The 17,623-nt window shown below is 67.1% G+C and carries 19 protein-coding genes and 2 pseudogenes; 5 read left to right on the forward strand and 16 right to left on the reverse strand.

The window, feature by feature from the left end:
- Positions 1-284: 284 nt before the first annotated feature.
- Positions 285-1,127, reverse strand: coding sequence for an LLM class F420-dependent oxidoreductase (locus MHEC_RS00280; protein ID WP_048892629.1), 843 nt, complete (start codon positions 1,125-1,127; stop codon positions 285-287).
- Positions 1,128-1,189: 62 nt separating this feature from the next.
- Between MHEC_RS00280 and MHEC_RS00285 the strand changes: the two genes are divergently transcribed.
- Both MHEC_RS00285 and MHEC_RS00290 read left to right on the forward strand, forming a co-directional pair.
- A complete protein-coding gene (locus MHEC_RS00285) occupies positions 1,190-1,621 on the forward strand; it encodes a hypothetical protein (protein WP_048892630.1) in 432 nt (143 codons plus the stop codon).
- Positions 1,622-1,640: 19 nt separating this feature from the next.
- Complete coding sequence (locus MHEC_RS00290) at positions 1,641-2,645, forward strand: PHP domain-containing protein (RefSeq protein ID WP_048892631.1); 1,005 nt, start codon at positions 1,641-1,643, stop codon at positions 2,643-2,645.
- 81 nt (positions 2,646-2,726) lie between these two features.
- Here the strand turns inward: MHEC_RS00290 and dinB are convergent, their stop codons facing one another.
- Entirely contained in the window at positions 2,727-3,947 is a 1,221-nt protein-coding gene (gene dinB, locus MHEC_RS00295; RefSeq protein ID WP_048892632.1) for a DNA polymerase IV, read from the reverse strand.
- 24 nt (positions 3,948-3,971) lie between these two features.
- Entirely contained in the window at positions 3,972-4,610 is a 639-nt protein-coding gene (locus tag MHEC_RS00300) for a TetR/AcrR family transcriptional regulator (protein ID WP_048892633.1), read from the reverse strand.
- 77 nt (positions 4,611-4,687) lie between these two features.
- Here MHEC_RS00300 and MHEC_RS00305 point away from each other — a divergent pair, with 77 nt between their 5' ends.
- Complete coding sequence (locus MHEC_RS00305) at positions 4,688-6,157, forward strand: flavin-containing monooxygenase (protein ID WP_048892634.1); 1,470 nt, start codon at positions 4,688-4,690, stop codon at positions 6,155-6,157.
- A 19-nt stretch (positions 6,158-6,176) separates the two neighbouring features.
- On the opposite strand, the gene rraA is transcribed toward MHEC_RS00305, so the two are convergent.
- The 10 genes and pseudogenes from rraA to MHEC_RS00355 form a co-directional block, all read right to left on the reverse strand.
- The gene (gene rraA, locus MHEC_RS00310) at positions 6,177-6,650 is read right to left on the reverse strand and encodes a ribonuclease E activity regulator RraA (RefSeq protein ID WP_048892635.1); all 474 of its coding nucleotides are present in this window, start codon (positions 6,648-6,650) and stop codon (positions 6,177-6,179) included.
- A 4-nt stretch (positions 6,651-6,654) separates the two neighbouring features.
- A pseudogene (locus tag MHEC_RS00315) lies at positions 6,655-7,168 on the reverse strand (Rv3852 family protein).
- Between the two features lie 118 nt (positions 7,169-7,286).
- Positions 7,287-7,755 (reverse strand): annotated as a pseudogene (locus MHEC_RS00320) (copper resistance CopC family protein).
- Positions 7,756-7,811: 56 nt separating this feature from the next.
- Complete coding sequence (locus MHEC_RS00325; RefSeq protein ID WP_048892636.1) at positions 7,812-8,492, reverse strand: YcnI family copper-binding membrane protein; 681 nt, start codon at positions 8,490-8,492, stop codon at positions 7,812-7,814.
- Positions 8,493-8,498: 6 nt separating this feature from the next.
- On the reverse strand, positions 8,499-9,155 hold the full coding sequence (locus MHEC_RS00330) for a DUF6474 family protein (protein WP_048892637.1): 657 nt from the start codon (positions 9,153-9,155) through the stop codon (positions 8,499-8,501).
- Positions 9,156-9,270: 115 nt separating this feature from the next.
- Positions 9,271-9,669 (reverse strand): helix-turn-helix domain-containing protein, encoded by a 399-nt coding sequence (locus tag MHEC_RS00335; RefSeq protein ID WP_048892652.1) that lies wholly within the window; start codon positions 9,667-9,669, stop codon positions 9,271-9,273.
- A 329-nt stretch (positions 9,670-9,998) separates the two neighbouring features.
- Positions 9,999-10,787: a TMEM165/GDT1 family protein gene (locus MHEC_RS00340; protein ID WP_082169968.1), complete on the reverse strand. Its 789-nt coding sequence runs from the start codon at positions 10,785-10,787 to the stop codon at positions 9,999-10,001.
- Positions 10,788-11,091: 304 nt separating this feature from the next.
- A complete protein-coding gene (locus MHEC_RS00345; protein ID WP_048892638.1) occupies positions 11,092-11,625 on the reverse strand; it encodes a hypothetical protein in 534 nt (177 codons plus the stop codon).
- Positions 11,626-11,845: 220 nt separating this feature from the next.
- Positions 11,846-12,469: a superoxide dismutase gene (locus tag MHEC_RS00350; protein WP_048892639.1), complete on the reverse strand. Its 624-nt coding sequence runs from the start codon at positions 12,467-12,469 to the stop codon at positions 11,846-11,848.
- A gap of 159 nt (positions 12,470-12,628) precedes the next feature.
- Positions 12,629-12,787, reverse strand: a complete 159-nt coding sequence (locus tag MHEC_RS00355) for a hypothetical protein (RefSeq protein WP_162838789.1) — start codon at positions 12,785-12,787, stop codon at positions 12,629-12,631.
- 424 nt (positions 12,788-13,211) lie between these two features.
- Between MHEC_RS00355 and MHEC_RS00360 the strand changes: the two genes are divergently transcribed.
- Complete coding sequence (locus MHEC_RS00360) at positions 13,212-14,222, forward strand: DUF4328 domain-containing protein (RefSeq protein ID WP_071700279.1); 1,011 nt, start codon at positions 13,212-13,214, stop codon at positions 14,220-14,222.
- A gap of 4 nt (positions 14,223-14,226) precedes the next feature.
- On the forward strand, positions 14,227-15,051 hold the full coding sequence (locus tag MHEC_RS00365; protein WP_048892640.1) for a glycerophosphodiester phosphodiesterase: 825 nt from the start codon (positions 14,227-14,229) through the stop codon (positions 15,049-15,051).
- Here MHEC_RS00365 and MHEC_RS00370 read toward each other — a convergent pair.
- The 3 genes from MHEC_RS00370 to MHEC_RS00380 form a co-directional block, all read right to left on the reverse strand.
- A complete protein-coding gene (locus tag MHEC_RS00370; protein WP_048892641.1) occupies positions 15,048-15,593 on the reverse strand; it encodes a ferritin in 546 nt (181 codons plus the stop codon). The two genes, MHEC_RS00365 and MHEC_RS00370, sit on opposite strands and share 4 nt — an antisense overlap.
- 121 nt (positions 15,594-15,714) lie before the next feature.
- Entirely contained in the window at positions 15,715-16,680 is a 966-nt protein-coding gene (locus tag MHEC_RS00375) for an LCP family protein (RefSeq protein WP_236591462.1), read from the reverse strand.
- Positions 16,681-16,861: 181 nt separating this feature from the next.
- Positions 16,862-17,623: a CPBP family intramembrane glutamic endopeptidase gene (locus MHEC_RS00380; RefSeq protein ID WP_048892642.1), complete on the reverse strand. Its 762-nt coding sequence runs from the start codon at positions 17,621-17,623 to the stop codon at positions 16,862-16,864.

A 17,623-nucleotide genomic window follows, 5' to 3' on the forward strand; every position in this document is an offset into this window, starting at 1 on the left:
GTGGGCGCTACACTCGGTGTAGACCCAGGTTAAGTTGACCGATTGCAGGAGTGATTCGCGTGCATATCAACCTCATACCTCGGTCACGGGTGGGACGAATTGCCTGGTCATGGTTCCGGCACCCGGTGAAGAGTCGTGAATTTCCGGCCAAGCACGAACGCCTGGTAACCGCCGAGGAACTGTTGCGCTTCGGCGTGTAGCCGCGGCCGCGCTCATGCGACTGGCACCGCGATGCGTTTGCTGGGTGTTATCAAGTCGTGATCGGGCGTTGTGCGCACCGAGACCTACAGCCCCGAGTCTCGGATCGCGTCGGCCAGCGGCTCTAGCACCCGCGGGTCGTGCGGCGGCGCGATGTTCACGATGCCCAGATCCAGACCCTCGGCCGCCAGCGCGGCTGCGTTCTCGATCACCTGCGCATAATTGCGGTCCGGCCCCAGCATCAGGTGGGCGGAGAGCATGATCTCCCTCGGATCGCGGCCGACGTCTGCGCAGTGCGCGGCCAGCACGTCGCGCTTGCGGGCGAATTCCGTGGCGGGGCCGCCGACGAAGTTCCAGTGCTGGGCGTAGCGGGCGGTGATGCGCAGTGTGCGTTTTTCGCCGCTGCCGCCGATGCAGATCGGCGGGTGGGGACGCTGCGGCCCTTTGGGCTCGTTGCGGGCGGCCTTGAGTCGGTAGTACTTGCCGTCGAAGTCGGTCGTCTCCTGGCTGAGCAGACTGGTCAGTACCTGGCAGGCTTCCTCGAAGCGGTCGAGGCGGTCCTTGATGCTGCCCAGTTCGATGCCGTAGGCACCCGATTCCTCTTCGTTCCAGCCAGCACCGATGCCCAACTCGAGTCGGCCGTCGGAGATGATGTCGAGCGCCGCGGCCATGTTGGCCAGCACCGCGGGGTGGCGGTAGTGGATGCCGGTCACCAACACGCCCAGGCGCAGCCGGGTGGTGGCCGCAGCCAGCGCGGTCAGTGTGGTCCAACCTTCCAGGCAGGGGCCGGTGGAATCGGAGAAGATCGGATAGAAGTGGTCGAAGGTCCACCCGGATTCGTAGACGTCGATGTGGTCGGCGGCCTTCCAGACAGCCAACATGTCAGCCCAGGTGGTGTTCTGCGGAGATGTCTTGAACGCGAATCGCATTCCACGAGCCTAGTGGGGCCGCGGTCGACATCGGTGCACGGCCAACTAGACTCGCCCGGACCATGGGTCTGGGCATCGACACCAAAATCACCCTGCTGTCGGCGGGGCTGATCTTTCTACTCGCGCTTGTCCTCGGTGTCTGGAAGTACCGACAGATTATGGTTGCCGCCGACCACCGGGCGCATCCCTACGTTGACATCGCGCACCGCGCGGCGCTGCTCTATGCGTTTGCGACGCTATTGGTCGCGGTTTTCGTCGAACTCAGCGCCTGGCCGACGTGGGTTAATCTCACCGCGGCGATGGTGGTGGTGTTCTTCTTCGTTGCGGCCATCGCCAGCTACATCGACCACGGCTTGCGCCGTGACACCACCAATCAATTCGAACATGCCGACCGCAGGCTGCAACTGGAGATGGCGTCGCTCATCGCCGGTGAGATCGGTGGGTTCGCGGTCATCTTGGCGGGGTTCATCGCCGGCCAATTCATCACTGGTTGACGACAGGCAGACTTGGGTTATGGATCCGGTGGCCGCGCTGCGACAGATCGCCTACTACAAGGATCGTGCCCGCGAAGACCCCCGCCGAGTGATGGCCTACCGCAACGCCGCCGACGTCGTCGAGGCGCTAGACGATGCCGAGCGCGAACGGCACGGTCAGGCCAAGAGCTGGCAGTCGTTGCCGGGGATCGGGCCTAAAACCGCGAAAGTGATCGACCAGGCCTGGTCCGGACGGGAGCCCGACCTGTTGGTCGAATTACGCTCCGCTGCAGGGGATCTCGGCGGCGGTGAACTACGCGCAGCGCTGCGCGGGGATTTGCACCTGCACTCGAATTGGTCGGACGGCTCGGCGCCCATCGAGGAGATGATGGCGACCGCCGCCGCGCTCGGCCATGAATACTGCGCGGTGACCGACCACTCCCCGCGGCTGACGATCGCCAACGGACTCTCGCCGCAGCGGCTGCGCGAACAACTGGAGGTGATCGAGGGGCTGCGCGAACGGTTCGCGCCCATGCGGATCCTGGCCGGGATCGAGGTGGACATCCTCGACGACGGCAGCCTCGACCAGGACCCCGAACTGCTGGAGCGCCTCGACGTCGTGGTGGCCAGTGTGCACTCGAAACTGTCCATGGATGCGCAGGCCATGACCCGGCGGATGGTGCGCGCGGTGTCCAACGTCCACGTCGACGTGCTCGGGCACTGCACCGGCCGGCTGGTGGCGGGCAATCGCGGTATCCGCCCCGAATCCAAGTTCGACGCCGCAACGGTTTTCGCCGCCTGCCGCGACCACGGCACCGCGGTGGAGATCAACTCCCGGCCTGAACGCCGCGATCCGCCGCGGCGCTTGATCGACCTCGCGCTCAAGATCGGCTGCAATTTCAGCATCGACACCGACGCTCACGCCCCCGGCCAACTCGACTTCCTCGGCTACGGTGCACAACGCGCTCTGGACGCCGGCGTGCCGACCGAGCGGATCGTCAACACCTGGCCGGTGGATAACCTGCTCGCCTGGACGACGGCGTGAGGCGTCGTGCCGCCGAGTGGCCAATTATGTTAGGTCCGTGGGCAACTCGCGCTATGAACCGGCCATTCGGCGGGTAGGAAATCAGTCCGGCAGGTGCGGCATCTCAATACCGGGGTCGCGGCCGAGTTGCACCGCGCGGGTCAGCGCCGACTTGCCGAAGCGTCGCCGCACCCCGTCGACGGCGGCGTCGATGGCCAACGGCCGCAGCTCGTCCGCGGTGAAAGGCAGCGTCAATTGCTCGGCGCCGCTGCGGTCGATACCCGAGACCGCGCAGCCGAGCAGCGTCAGTCCCCGCTCGGCAATGAGCGGACCGGCGGATGCGACCAGCTGCCGGGCGGCGGCGAGGATGGTCTGGGTCGACGACGTCGGCCACGGCAAGGTCCGCGACCGTGTCGCGCGGCTGAAGTCGGCGAACCTCAGCCGCAGCACGACGGTGCGGCCGCTGCGCCCGGCCGTGCGCATGCGGGTGGCAATCCGGTCGACCAGGCTGATCACCACGGCGTCGATCTCGGCGTCCGACATGCTGGGCCCCGCGCGACCGAGCGCACGCTGGGCGCCCACCGATCGGCGACGTACGGCGGTGCTGACCCGGCGCCGGTCGATGTTGCGCGACAGCGCATACAGCCGGTAGTCCATCGCCTGGCCCACCAGCGAGGCCAGCATGGACTCGCTGAGCTCGGCCACGTCGGCGACGGTTTCGATGCCGTGTGCGTGGAGCTTGTCGGCGGTCTTGGCGCCCACACCCCACAGTCGACGCACCGGCAGCGGATGCAGGAATGCCAGCTCCCGGTCCGGTGGCACCACCAGCAGGCCGTTCGGCTTGGCTTGCTGGCTGGCCACTTTGGCGAGGAACTTCGTTCGGGCAACACCGACGGTGATGGGCAGGCCGACGCGGTCGCGCACGTCAGCGCGCAACCGCGCGGCAATCTGGACCGGCGCACCGGATACTCGGCGCAGCCCGCTCACGTCGAGGAACGCCTCGTCCACCGAGACCGCCTCCACCAGCGGCGTGGTGTCGCGGAATACCTCGAACACCGCGTCGCTGGCCCGCAGGTAGGCGCTGATCCGGGGCGGCATCACCACGGCATGGGGACACAGCTGTCGCGCTTGGGCTCCGCTCATCGCCGGGCGCACGCCATAGGCCTTGGCCTCGTAGCTGGCGGCCAGCACCACCCCGGCGCCGACGATCACCGGCCGGCCGCGCAGAGCCGGTTCGTCGCGTTGTTCGACCGACGCGTAGAACGAGTCCAGGTCGGCGTGCAAGATGGACGGCTGGCGACCGGCAGAGGCCCGCACGAACATATGTTCGCATATCCGGGCGACGGGTTAACTCGGTTCGCCGTAGATGCTGGTGACCCAGATGTGCACCAGCGTGTCGAGCAGATGCTCGTTGGGCACTGACGGACGCGCGTGCGCGAACGACGCCAACATCACCTTCTCGTTGAGCAGGTTCAGCGCCGCGGACAGGTCGTGAGCCGGCAGGGTCGCCGGCGCCGCACCGCGGGCGCGTTCGGCTTCGATCACCGTCGCGGCATGGGCGACCCACTTCTGCATAAACCGCGACCAGAGTTCGCGGACATCGTCGTTGGTGCGGGCGGCATCGGCGGCAAGAGAAACCGCGCGGTGCGCGCTGAACGTTTCGACGAAAACGTTGATACCGGTGCGCCACAGAGCCTTTGTGTCGGCCGGGGGATTGGCGACCATGCGTTCCAGCGCGGAGTCGGCCTCGACGATCACCCGCTCGAACAAGGTGAGCAGTACCGCGTCCTTGGAGGGGAAATAGAAGTAAAAGGTCGGCCTCGACAGCCCGGCGCCCTTCGCCAGGTCGTCCACCGAGATCTCGGCGAGCGGGCGCTGCTCCAGCAGCCGTTCGGCGGTGGTCAGGATCGCGAGCTCACGGTCGTCGCCCGACGGGCGCGCCGAACGTCGGCCATGGGAGGTGCGGGCGGGGCTGACGGTCGTCACGGCTGCTACTTTACACGGTGTCGACGAATTCAACACTGTGTTGACGAACTCGACACTGTGTTGATACCGTTGGTCCCATGACTGAGCACCTCGACGTGGTCATCGTCGGAGCCGGCATTTCCGGCATCAGCGCGGCATGGCACCTGCAGAACCGTTGCCCGGCTAAGAGCTACACCATCCTCGAGCGCCGCGACGACCTCGGCGGCACCTGGGACCTGTTCAAATATCCGGGCATCCGCTCCGACTCGGACATGTTCACGCTGGGCTTCCGGTTCAAGCCGTGGCGTTCGGCGAAATCGATCGCCGATGGCGCGTCGATCAAGGCCTACCTCAAGGAGGCCGCGGCGGAAAACGGTATCGACCGGCGCATTCGTTATCGCCACCGAGTAGTGGCCGCCGATTGGTCCGACGCCGACAACCGCTGGACGCTCACCGTCGACAACGACGGCGGGCGCAGCCAGATCAGCTGCACATTCCTGTTCGCGTGCAGCGGCTACTACAACTACGACGAGGGCTATTCGCCCAAGTTCGAGGGCTCGCAGGATTTCGCCGGCACCATCGTCCACCCGCAGCACTGGCCGGAGGATCTGGACTACAGGGGCAAGAAGATCGTCGTCATCGGATCGGGCGCTACGGCGGTGACTCTCATTCCAGCCCTGGTGAATTCGGGTGCCGGGCACGTGACCATGTTGCAGCGCTCGCCGACATACATCGGGTCGCTGCCCGAAGTGGACCCGTTCGCCGAGCGGGCCAACCGGCTGCTGCCGGACAAGGCGGCGCACGTCGCCAACCGATGGAAGGCGATCGCGTTCAGCACGCTGCAGTATCAGCTTTCCCGGCGCTTCCCCAACTACATGCGCAAGATGCTGATGACGATGGCAAAACGGCGTCTGCCCGAGGGCTACGACGTCGAAAAGCATTTCGGCCCACGCTACAAGGTATGGGATCAGCGTTTATGCTTGGCGCCCAACGGGGATCTGTTCCGCGCCATCCGGCACGGACAGGCCGACGTCGTTACCGATACCATCGACCGGTTCACCACGACCGGGATCAGGCTGAGCTCGGGTGACGAACTGCAAGCCGACATCATCATCACCGCGACAGGTTTGAACCTGCAGCTGTTCGGTGGTGCCCAGATCCGGCGCAACGGTATCCCGGTCGAACTCAACGAGACGATGGCCTACAAGGGCATGATGCTGACCGACGTGCCGAACATGGCATTTACCATCGGCTACACCAATGCGTCGTGGACGCTCAAGGCCGACCTGGTTTCGGAGTTCGTCTGCCGGTTGCTCAACTACATGGATGCCAACGACTTTGACACGGTGGTGCCACAACACCCCGGAAACTCGGTAGACGAGCGCCCACTGCTGGATTTCACCCCGGGTTACGTGCTGCGGGCACTGGACTACCTGCCGAAAGCCGGTTCCCGAATCCCGTGGCGGCTCAAGCAGAACTACCTGCTGGACCTGCGCTTACTGCGGCGCGGCCGAGTCGACGACGAGGCCCTGGATTTCCGCAGGCACCGGGTCGCGGTGGCCGCCTAGCCCACGGCGCTCCCGCGGGTCAGGTGACGACGATTCCGTCGTCGTCGCTGTAGAGGATGTCGCCGGGCACGAACGTCACCCCGCCCAGGTCGATCGCGACATCGCGCTCACCGGCGCCGGTTTTGGCGCTCTTGCGCGGATTGGTGCCGAGCGCCTTGATCCCGATGTCGATGTCGCGCAGCCTGGCGGCGTCGCGTACCGCGCCGTGCACGACGAGCCCGGCCCAGCCGTTGCAGCGGGCCAGCTCGGCGATGACATCGCCGACCAGTGCGGTATGCAACGAACCGGCGCCGTCGATCACCAGCACTGCGCCGTGGCCGGGTTCGGAGAGCACCGCTTTCACCAGAGCGTTGTCCTGGAAACAGCGCACGGTGCTGATCGGTCCGGCGAACTGGCGACGGCCCCCGAACTGGTAAAACTGGATGTCACAACTGCGCACGGCGTCGCCGATGTCGTCGACCAGGTCGGCGGTGGGCCGGAATGTCACGGCCACCGGTTCAGCGGCGTCGCAGCTGTCGGATCAGCAGCAGCGTGATCAGGCCGATGGCGACCGCGACCACCAGCGGCACCGGGGAGCGGGCAGCCGACGGCAGCGCGGTTGCCGGGGGGAACCGGGTTGTCGGCGGCTTCTACTGTCGACTTAGCTTGCGCCGCAGCTTGTTTGGCTCCCGCGGCAAGCTGGCCGTTGGTTTCGACACGCGGAGCGGCGGGCAGGTCAGCCTTGGCGGGGGCCGCCTTCTTGGCGGGAGGTTTCCTGTCGGCCGATTTCTTTGCAGGCGCCTTCTTGGCGGCGGCTTTCGGGGCCTTCTTCACGTCTTTCGCGGCCTTGGCGGGCGCCTTCTTGACGGCGGTCTTCTTCGCCGCTTTCTGCGGTGGCTTCACGGCCGGCGTCTGGTCCCCCGGCGGCTTCCGGTCGGCCGGCGCCGCCGGTCCGGGCTCGGCGGCTGGCCGTGCGGGCGGTGTCGGTGCCGCGCCGGGCGCGTCTTCTGGGTGATCCTGCGGGTCTGCCATGCGGCTGCTCCTTTGCAGATTCTCGTCGCGTTCGCCAGTCGCGTACACCAGCACTCGAATCCCCATCATGCCAGCACCGGTGGCCGAAAACGGCTGGGGAGGCCAGCCGGCGGAACGCTCACGACCGGCGGCGCCGCGCTGCCCACAACGCCGCGCCGGCAACCAGCACGACGGCGCCGAGCGCAAACGGCCAGACCGGGATCGCTCGCGGGGGGGCCAGCGCCGGAATATGCCGCGGGTCCAGGCTCACCGGTGCCCGGCACGGTGAGCCGAAACGCCCACGACCCCGACACCACATGGCCGTCCGCGGACGTCACCCGGTAGTTCACCGTGTAGGTGCCAACCGGTCCCAGCGGCCGGACGCCGACGCTGACGACCGCGCCCTGCACCTGCGGCTGGCCCGATGACCACAGGTTTGCGTCCGGGCCGACCACCGTCATCGCCGCAAAGCTGGTCTGGATCGGCTCGTTGAAGGTGGCGCTGACTCGTGGCGGGCCGGTGGTCAGCACGGCATTTTCCGGTGGATCCGCGGACACCCGGATGGCGTGCGCGGCGACGGTCGCGCCGTTGACAGCACCGGCCCACATGGTCGCGGCGAGGAGCAGACCGAGGGTCGCTGCGCGGGCTGCGCCGGTCATCAGCCCTACCCGCGCCGGCGTAGCAGCGCGATGGCGACGCCCAGCGCGGCGACCAGCAGGGCGCACCCGCCGAGCAGGCGAGCGGTGTTGTCGGCTGAGCTGTTGGCCTGCCGCGCGGCCGGGTCCGTCGGCGCGACCGCTGCGGGCATGTGGTGCTCTAACGGCCCACCCGGCCCGGCGGCAAGGGTCAGCCGGGGCGCGGGACGTTCCGGCTCGGCGCCACCGGGCAGCGGCGGCTCATCCCATTTCACGACCGACCCGTCCGCGTAGGTCTGGGTGGCCGGGAAGGCCACGGTGTCGCTGTCGGGCAGTCTCAGCGAGATCCGAAACAGCGCGAACTGATCGGCGGGAATGCCGCCGTTCGGGGCGGCGGTCCAGGTGACCGACCGCACGACGCCCGACGCTGCGTCCCGCTCGAGTTTGGCCGTCCACCCCGGCACGGTTTCGGTGCGCGCCGCGGCCACGCCCGGCAGCGCGACGCTAAGCGCAGTGGTGGGCGCACCCGTCGGGGATTCGTTTGGCACCTCGAAGGTGACGATGGCCATGCTGCCGCGCACCGGGTTGTCGCTGGTGGCGTGAACGTGCGCCCAGGCGGGCGCGACACCGGCGACTGCACCGACGTAAAGCGTTGCGGCGCTGACGGTTACAAGCGCGACACGCATCGCCAAGCTGTGACGGCGGGGCATCGACGGTCAGCCTACCCCGAGCCGGGCCATCAGGTCGGCGTCGATGCCGTCGAGCTGTTTGGCGATCGCCGCATGGGCGCCGCGACGCCGCGCAGCGGGCATGTTCTCCGCCGCGGTGATAGCCGCGGACAGATCGCTCAGCCGTTCGCTGATCGCGGCGACGAACTGTTTGGTCTCAGCATCTTTGGGGTTCTTGTCATGGACCGCGCGAAGCGTTTGCTCAGCGCCGGCGACACGGGCCGACAGCCGCGCGCCGTGTCCCGAGAACCGACCGATCTGGGCCAGCGGCACCCCGAGCCGGTCGGCGCGACGCTGGTCGATTGCCCCCCGCACGGCCATGGCTGCCCGATAGACCAGCGGCACGACGATCGGCGCAAGCAGGCGAGACACCGTCAGCACCCGCCGGATTCGCGTCGGTGACAGCAATTTGCCCTCGCGCGCCGCCTTCAGTTGGGTTTCGGCGGCCTTGAGCGCCGCCCGGTCGCTGTCGCGCTGCGCTTTGAGCTGGGCCTTGAGCGCCTTGGCTTCCGCCCGTTGAGCCGATTTGATGCGGCGTGCTTCGTTTTTCGCGGCAAGTTTTGCGTCCAGCTTGGCGCGTTGCTTGATCGCGCGGGCCTCGGCACGACGAATTGCCCGGGTCTTTCGCTTGCCGAACAGGCCCATTCCCGGCCGCCCTCCCGCTATCTCGTTGACCGTTCGCGGTGCGTGTGCGTGATCGCCGTGCCAACCCTAATCGGCGTCGGCCGGTGTGCTTACGTCAGGGCAGCGCCCGGCGGGCTTAGGCGTCGAGGTGCTCTTTGCGGCGCAGCTCTTCAACCCGTTGCACGACGTCTTCTTGGGCTTCGGGGGAGAGGTCGGCGGCTCGCATTGCGATGCGGCGAACGTTCTCGTTTCGCATGGCGGCCCACCACGACAGCTCTTTGTCGAGCTTTTCGTAGTACTCGTCGTCGGTGAAGTAGGCGGGCTTGATGCGGAAGAAGTTGGCCAGGGCGGCCATGGTGGCGGCCGAGGGGTTGGTCCGGTTGCCGGAGCGTAGCTGTGAAAGGTACGGAGCCGACATCGTGATGCCCTCTGCCTTGAGTGCCGCGATCACCTCGGCCGAGGTGTGCGGCCCGCGACCGGGCGGATAGACCGTGTCGAACAGGCGGTTCAGGCGAGCGGCAAACGTCGTGCTCATCGATATGACCTCCAGCGGGTTTGAAGAACCAACGACTCTATCCACGTATTTGCTGATCATCGTAGCGACAGTTATGCCCACAACCAAGTGCAAACCCGCACGGAATTAGTACCGACGCCCGCGGCGACGCTCGGCAGCGCCGCTAAACGACATCACGTGTTTTCCGTTGCGTATGTGCATATGCACCAAGGAAAATATGTCGTGGTACGCGACCGCCTCATCGAGTGCCTCGGGCCGGTGTCTTCACGCAGCCCACTCGGCGGGTCGCCCGGCAACCAACCGGCCGCGTTGAGCGATCCAGAAGGCGCTTTGCTGTCGGATGGCGGCGCCTAGTGTGCGCGGCGGCGCGATGTGGGCGCTTGGCCGCCCTCGCGCGTTGGTCTGCGGGCGGCCGACGTCGCGTCGGTCGATGCTGAGCGGGGCGTCCGCGGGGACTCCTGCGATGACCGGAGGGGGTCGGCCAGCCGGCGCCGGCGGCGGATGGAACGCAATGCGGCCGTCGTTGCCACGAGCGCCACCGCTCCGATCACCGCGACCGCCACCCAACGCCAACCCAGGGCGCCATCGAGAAGCATCCACAATCCGAACGCCAGGAACAGCAGGCCGGCCATGAGGTGCAGTAGCCGCTCCGGCAGGCGGCGATGCAGCAGGACTCCCGCAACGATGGCCAGACCGTTGGCCGCCACCATGCCGGCCGTGGTGCCGATCCAGACGCCCACCCAGTCGTGATCGCTGGCCAGCGTGACCGTCGCCAGCGTGGTCTTGTCGCTCAGCTCCGCCAGCACGATGGACGACACGACAGCGAGCAGCGCGAACCGCGGTTGGCGGACCGGGGGAACCCCGTCGGTGCCGGTGTTGGCCTCCCGCCAGGTCCACACAGCGAAGACCAAGAAGGCGATCGCCGATGCGAAGGCCATCGGCCGCGCCGGCAGCGTCATGCCCAACGAATGCCCGATCGCCACCGAAACCCCGTGCACCAACGTCGAGGCGATCGCCACCCCGGTCAGCACCAGCCACCAGCGGTAGCGCAGCGAATAGGTGATCGTGATGAGCTGTGAGCGGTCGCCGAGTTCGGCGACGAAAATTACCCAGAAGCTTACGATCGTGGCTGCGACCATGTGTCGTGACCTTTCGACGCGTCGCCGGCGACCTCAGTGGCCGCCGAACTCCGGGCCGAAGGTCTCGCCCACCGTCCGCTTGGATCGGTTCGCCAGCCGGGCTGTTCGCCAGTATGTCGACTGGGCGATTGAGGACTACTCCCCTTCGATGACGATCTCAGGCTAGCGGCGCTGACACCGGTTCGCCAGCACCGGGGGCAAGTTCGGTAACCCGTATTTGCCGATTCGGGCGTGGTCCATTTCAGATTAGCCGGTGCTGTATCCGGCAGCGGTGTGGTGTGAGCAGTTGGCGCCGTGAATTCGCTTATGCGGCAAGAAGCATCGCGAGGATCGCGGTGTCAGGATGGCTGATCGGGTCAACCCCGACGCGAGAGACCATCGACGTCACCGTGCCGTCGGCTTCTGCTTCGACCCAGGCCGCCCGGTGCTCCAACCCGAGATACGGCAGTCCGGGCAACAGCACACAGCCTGACGCCGCCCCGGTGCATTCCGGCAATGACGGCGTGGTCTCCGACGGCGGATGCAACATCATGAGTGCGGGCGGTTGGTGGTCAGCGAAATGACCTGGCGCGACGGCAGACTCACCTACCACCGGCCCCTCGGCCACCACGAGACCCACGGTGCCGGGCTGCGGAGAGTCGGGGAGCTCTTCGCGAGCGCCGAAAACAGTTGTGGTGGAGAGTAATCCAGGCAACGACGCCACCCGGACCGCCACCATGAGAAACTGGGCCCACTCCTTCGTCGAATCCGGCCACCGACCCGAGATCACGAATCCCTTCAGGGAGCCATGGGAATGAAAGGGGGCAACTTCGATGGCCCGGCCTGACCCAGCTTCCATTTCAGCCTCCGCGATACCTCCGCTCGGACAACTCGGAACAACACGTCGGTGGGTCGATGAGCCCAGCATGCGCCAGCGATCGAACACCTGCAAGCCGACACGGCTAGTCAACAGCGGCGGGCAAAGGCGGGGGCGCCGCGCGCTTGGCGCGACGCCCCGTCTTCGATTCGCCTCGATGCGCGGGCGCAGCACCGGCACCTAAGCGCCGGACCCGCCGCGGTCAGCCGGCAATCAGCCCCTTGGTCTTCGAGGTCGCGGCCGCATACCGCTCCTGCACATCCGCCCAGTTGACGACGTTCCAGAATGCTTTGGCGAAGTCGGCCTTGACATTCTTGTACTGCAGGTAGAAGGCGTGCTCCCACATGTCCAGCACCAGCAGCGGGACGATCCCGAGCGGGAAGTTGGACTGGTGGTCGTAGACCTGGAACACCAGGAGCTTGCTGCCCAGGCTGTCCCAGCCGAGTGCCGCCCACCCCGACCCCTGCACGGTCGTGGCGGCCGCGGTGAACTGGGCACGGAACTTGTCGAACGACCCGAACGCGTCGTCGATGGCTGCGGCCAATTCGCCGGTCGGCTTGTCACCGCCGTTGGGGGACAGGTTCTTCCACCACAGGCAGTGATTGACATGGCCGGCCAGGTTGAAGGCGAGGGCCTTCTCGTGCCCCACGATCGCGGAATGATCGTCTTTGGCGCGCGCCTCCTCCAGCTTGGCGAGGGCGTCGTTGGCGCCTTTGACATACGTCGCGTGGTGTTTGCTGTGGTGAAGCTCGTTGATTTGACCCGAGATGTGCGGCTCCAGCGCCCCGTAGTCCCAATCCAGATCGGGCAAGGTGTATTCAGCCACTTAAGATTCCTTCCTTGATCTTCGATGATCTGCTTGTGACGCCCTGCGTTCAGGGTTCCCGCCACGTGGCGGCCTAAGCGTGTTCAACCCTGCTCCATGACCGCGCGCGCCGCAACCAAGATGCTCGGAGTGCTGGCGAGAGCGCGAATCGGCGCGATGTCAGACCAAAACGAGAAAAGCCAGGACCGCCAGCAACACCAAGGCGATCAAGCCGGCGCGCACACCGGCCACAACGTAGGAGCGATTACACGTCGGCGAGCCCGAAAACCACTGCGGCGACGAAGCCGCCGACCGCGGCCCGACTGGTTGTGTGGTCATCGTGTGCACCTGGCCTGCACTTGAACTGCCCCCAGTGAAATGAGTCACAACGGATGTGGTGCTCGCGATCATAACGCCTGGGGCAGCGGCAGGAAAACAGGCCCGTTGAAAGGGTGCTGACCTGCGTGTTTGTCCGGCGACGCCGTGTGCGGTTAAACCGGCTGGGGGTTGCTTAGCGCGGCGAGGGATTTCGCTCTGCGGGCCAAGAGGCTTTGGATGGTGCGGCACAATGCCACAGCGTTATCCACACTCGCCGGGACGTACGTCATATCGACACGACGTCAACGACGCCGCCGCCCAAGCCGGGCTGTGGATAAGGCTGTGGAAACTGTGGATAGCCGTAGGTAGCTGAGACTGCGGATGGGCGGCCTCTCGCCCGCGCCGCAGCGCCGGGCCGGCGGCGCGACGTGCTTAAGCTAGTGCCGTGATCCAGGTGTGCTCCCGCTGCGGCACCCGCTGGAACGTCCGCGATCGGCAACGGGTGTGGTGTCCACGCTGCCGCGGCACGCTGCACGCGCCGGTGCCCCACGCTGACCTGCGATGGAGCGCGCATCCAAGCAGCCAGCCCGGAGCGCACACCCCGCCGCGGCTGCCGCCGGGTTACCGGTGGATAGCGGTGCGTCCCGGCCCTCCGCCGCCGCCGCGACCACGGCGGCGGCCGCTGGGACCGACGCCGCGATATGCGGCCATGCCGCGATGGGGCCTGGTGGACCGCCCCGATCTCGTCGCGGGTCGGGCGTCGCCGCCGCCGTCAGGACCCACCGCCGCGAAGGTGCGGGCCACCCTGTTGACCAGCATCGTGGTGCTGGCCATCGCGGCACTCGTGCACCTGGTGCGCTACGTGCTGCTCGTCATCAACCGCAGCACGCTATTGAACCCGATCGTGGCCGCGGCCGCACTTTGGCTCGGGGTTCTGGCCAGCCTGGCCGCCCTGGCCACGGTCGTTTTTTGCGCTGTGGTGCTGGTCCGGTGGTTGATAGCCCGGCGGGCCGCCGCCTACGGCTATCGCCGCCGGCCCGATCCGCGGCCCGAAAAAACGATGTGGGCAGGCTGCCTGGTGCCGCTGGTCAACTTAGCGTGGGCACCGGTGTACGTCATCGAACTGGCGAACGTCGAAGACACCCACGCCCGGCTGCGCCGGCCGATCTTGGTGTGGTGGGCGGTGTGGGTTGGCAGCACTGCGGTGTCGATGTGGGCCATCGCGACCAGCCGCGCTCACGACGCACAGGGCATCGCCAACAACACCCTCACGACCGCGTTCGCCTATCTGCTGGCGGCGCTAACCGTCGCCGCCATCGCGAAGGTGTTCGAGGGATTCGAGCGCAAGCCCGTGGAGCGGCCCACCTATCGCTGGGTGGTTGTCGGTGACGACCAGGCCCACGCAGCCGCATCGAGCGCTCCTGTTGAGTTAGCGGGCCAGGAACCGGCAGCATAGTCTCATGACGTGGGCCGACGAGGTGCTCGCCGGGCATCCTTTCGTGGTGGCGCACCGCGGCGCCTCGGCCGACCGGCCCGAACACACGCTGGCCGCCTATGACCTCGCCCTCAAAGAGGGCGCCGACGGGGTCGAATGCGATGTGCGGCTAACCCGCGACGGTCATCTGGTGTGCGTGCACGACCGGCGCCTGGACCGGACGTCGACTGGCGTCGGACTGGTCAGCACCATGACGTTGGCGCAGCTTCGCGAGCTGGAATACGGTGCGTGGCACGGCAGTTGGCGACCCGACGGCACCCACGGCGACACGGGGCTGCTGACGTTGGATGCCCTGGTCGCGCTGGTTCTGGACTGGAACCGACCGGTCAAGATCTTCATCGAGACCAAGCACCCGGTTCGCTACGGCGCACTGGTGGAAAGCAAGGTGCTGGCCCTGTTGCAGCGCTTCGGCATCGCCACTCCGGCGTCGGCTGACCGGTCGCGCGCGGTCATCATGTCGTTTTCGGCGATGGCGCTGTGGCGGATTCGGCGGGCGGCACCCCTGCTGCCCACCGTGCTGCTCAGCAGGGCCTACCGGTATCTGGGCGGCCCGACGGCCAGCTCGGTCGGCGCCACCGCGGTGGGGCCGTCGATCGCGACGCTGCGCGAGCACCCCGATCTGGTGGACCGCGCCGCGGCCCAGGGCCGCGCGCTGTACTGCTGGAACGTTGACCATTTCGAGGACGTCGAGTTCTGCCGCGATGTCGGGGTGGCGTGGATTGCCACCCATTACCCGGGCCGCGCCAAGGCGTGGCTGCAAAACGGACTGACCGGGGCGGGCCGCGACTAGCGGGCTCCCCCGGCGATCGGGGGCGCCGCCGGATCCATGCACGGCGCGGCCACCTCGCGGGCCACGAAGTCCTCCAGCTCGAAGAGGTCGCCTCCGGCACGGCGGGCGATTCGCAGCAACGTGGTCATCCGGGCCACTTCTTCGACCTGCTCGTTAAGGAACCACTGCATGAACTGCTCCCCGAAATAGTCGCCTTCGTCGCGGGCCGCGCCGGCTAGCCGGCTGACCTGCTCGCAGACGGCACGCTCCTGGTCACGGGCCAGCGCCAGCGCGTCCGTCGGCGCGTCAAACCGATTGCGGACCGTCCCGGTGCCGGGTATCTCGACGCCGGCGTCGCGGTCGAGCAGATACTGCACCAGCATCATTGCGTGATTTCGCTCCTCGACCGCCTGCAGATAAAAGTGTTTCGCCAGCTGCGGCAGATCAGCGCCGTCGAAATAAACCGCGATTGCAACATATTGCTGGGCGGCGGTGAATTCGTTATAGATCTGTTCCTGCAGTAGCGCGTGAAATTTTGTCCGGTGGATGTCAAGGTCGCTCATGAGGCCACATTAACGCAGCTCAAAGCCCATTGTCATGCAAGGTGATGCTCACGAAGGCCAGCTTTTCCTAAGTAAAGAAAGGCTATGTTGAATGGAAATACGATGCGCGTTATTCCCCAATTTATGGCTGCGTGTCGCTTGCCGTCGAGGGCAGCGGCGCGTCGGACGCCAGCGCGTCAAACAACTGGCGGGCCGCATCGTGATTCCACACCACCACTGAACCCGAATCGCTGCCGGTGAACTCGCCGATCGGCACGGTCAGCGTGCTGGTCGACCCCCGCAGCGCCCAGCCCAGCCGGCCCAGATCCCACACATGACCGGCCTGGTCGACGGTCAGCGCCCCGGCCGCCGCACGCGGCACCGCATACCATCGCCAGGGATTAAGCCACACCGCCGGGCTGGCGGCACGGTGCAGCAGCGTCGACAGCAACTCGCGCTGGTGCACCATCCGGTCCAGGTCGGCGCGCGGCGTGGCCCGGCTGCGAACGTAGCCGAGCGCGGCGCGGCCGTCGGCCCGGTGGCATCCGGCCGGCATATCGATACCGGCCAGCGGATCGTCGACCGCCGCGCTGGGGCAGACGGTGACGCCGCCGAGGGCGTCGACCAGGCTGGCGAAGCCGCTGAATCCGACCTCGACGTAGTGATCCAGCCGCAGACCGGTGGCTTGTTCGACGGTTTGGGCCAGCAGCGGCGGCCCACCCATCGCGAATGCCGCGTTGATCTTGTCGCTGCCGTAGCCGGGGATGGGCAGATACGAATCGCGGGGGATCGACACCACCGTGGTCGCAGAACGTGACCCGAACGCCGGGACGTGGACCAGCAGGATGGTGTCGGTGCGCCCGTTGCCGATGTCCCCGCCGGTGCTCAGCGCTTGCTGCTGCTCGACGGTGAGCCCCTGGCGGCTATCGGAACCGACGAGCAGCCAAGTGGTCCCGCGGCCCGGCGCCGGCCGACCCGGGTAGTCGGTGAGTGCCGCGGTGCGCTGCAGCGAGGTGTCGAGCCACAGCGCAGCGCCGATCAGGCCGGCGCCGGCCAGCAGCACCCCGATCAGCAGTGTCAGCGCGACGATCCGGCCCCATGCGCGCACCGGTTTGCCGACGCGTCCCGGTGGTGCGGTCTCTCTCGGGCCCGCGCGGGACGCTGCGGATGTGTCGCGGGCGGACCCAGCCGGTACGGATGCGCGCGGCGGATCACCGGGACCGGCTCCGGGGGGGAGCCATCGCGGATCGGGTGATCGCCCGCCGTTCACCGGGGTAGCCTTCGCGTCGTCACCGCAGCCACCCGAGATGGTGGGCGAGCAGCACATATCCGACGTACGCCGTGGTGTCGATGAGGCCGTGGGCGATGATCAGCGGCCAGAGTCGGCGGGTGCGCTGCCATACATACCCGAACACCACCCCCATCGCGAAATTGCCCAGCCCCGCGCCGAACCCCTGATAGAGGTGGTAGGCGCCGCGCAACAGGCTCGAGCAGCCCAACGCGACGCGGGGCGCGACACCCAATTGCCGCAGCCGGGTAAGCAGGTACCCGACGACCAGCAACTCTTCGGCCCAGCCGTTGGCGAAGGCGGACGTCACCAGCATCGGGATACGCCACCAGGTATCGCTCAGGCTCGACGGAACCACCGAGGCATTGAGACCCAGCGTGCGCGCGGCCAGGTACAGCCCCAGACCGGGCACGCCGATCATCACCGCCAGCCCGATGCCGCCGCCCAGGTCGGCCTGGCAGCGAAACCTGGACAGCCCGATCTGTGTCGGGCTAAATCCGCTGCGCCACAACAGGTATAAGCCCAGTCCGCCCCAAGCGATCAACTGCGCGGCGACCGCTACGTTGAGTCCCAGGTCGATGACGTCGAAGTAGGACCGCTTAGGGTTCAACGGGATTCGCTGCGCGCCGAGATTACGCAGCACCGAATCGGTGAGTTCAAGCACGGCGGTGACGGCGCTGAGCCCGAACGTGACGCCCAGCACCACGACGACCTCGATACCCAGCGCGCGTCGCTGCAACTGCTCACTGTGGGGCGAGTTCAC

Origin of the sequence: Mycobacterium heckeshornense (assembly GCF_016592155.1) — a bacterium.
GTDB lineage: Bacteria > Actinomycetota > Actinomycetes > Mycobacteriales > Mycobacteriaceae > Mycobacterium > Mycobacterium heckeshornense.

Bases quoted from the DNA above. Each gene is read 5' to 3' on its own strand.
- MHEC_RS00345 (WP_048892638.1), bottom strand. From the start codon at position 11,625: ATGGAAGCTGGGTCAGGCCGGGCCATCGAAGTTGCCCCCTTTCATTCC.
- MHEC_RS00280 (WP_048892629.1), bottom strand. From the start codon at position 1,127: ATGCGATTCGCGTTCAAGACATCTCCGCAGAACACCACCTGGGCTGAC.
- MHEC_RS00325 (WP_048892636.1), bottom strand. From the start codon at position 8,492: ATGCCCCGCCGTCACAGCTTGGCGATGCGTGTCGCGCTTGTAACCGTC.
- MHEC_RS00340 (WP_082169968.1), bottom strand. From the start codon at position 10,787: ATGGTCGCAGCCACGATCGTAAGCTTCTGGGTAATTTTCGTCGCCGAA.
- MHEC_RS00305 (WP_048892634.1), top strand. From the start codon at position 4,688: ATGACTGAGCACCTCGACGTGGTCATCGTCGGAGCCGGCATTTCCGGC.
- MHEC_RS00330 (WP_048892637.1), bottom strand. From the start codon at position 9,155: ATGGGCCTGTTCGGCAAGCGAAAGACCCGGGCAATTCGTCGTGCCGAG.
- dinB (WP_048892632.1), bottom strand. From the start codon at position 3,947: ATGTTCGTGCGGGCCTCTGCCGGTCGCCAGCCGTCCATCTTGCACGCC.
- MHEC_RS00355 (WP_162838789.1), bottom strand. From the start codon at position 12,787: ATGACCACACAACCAGTCGGGCCGCGGTCGGCGGCTTCGTCGCCGCAG.
- MHEC_RS00365 (WP_048892640.1), top strand. From the start codon at position 14,227: ATGACGTGGGCCGACGAGGTGCTCGCCGGGCATCCTTTCGTGGTGGCG.
- MHEC_RS00335 (WP_048892652.1), bottom strand. From the start codon at position 9,669: ATGAGCACGACGTTTGCCGCTCGCCTGAACCGCCTGTTCGACACGGTC.
- MHEC_RS00370 (WP_048892641.1), bottom strand. From the start codon at position 15,593: ATGAGCGACCTTGACATCCACCGGACAAAATTTCACGCGCTACTGCAG.
- MHEC_RS00285 (WP_048892630.1), top strand. From the start codon at position 1,190: ATGGGTCTGGGCATCGACACCAAAATCACCCTGCTGTCGGCGGGGCTG.
- MHEC_RS00290 (WP_048892631.1), top strand. From the start codon at position 1,641: ATGGATCCGGTGGCCGCGCTGCGACAGATCGCCTACTACAAGGATCGT.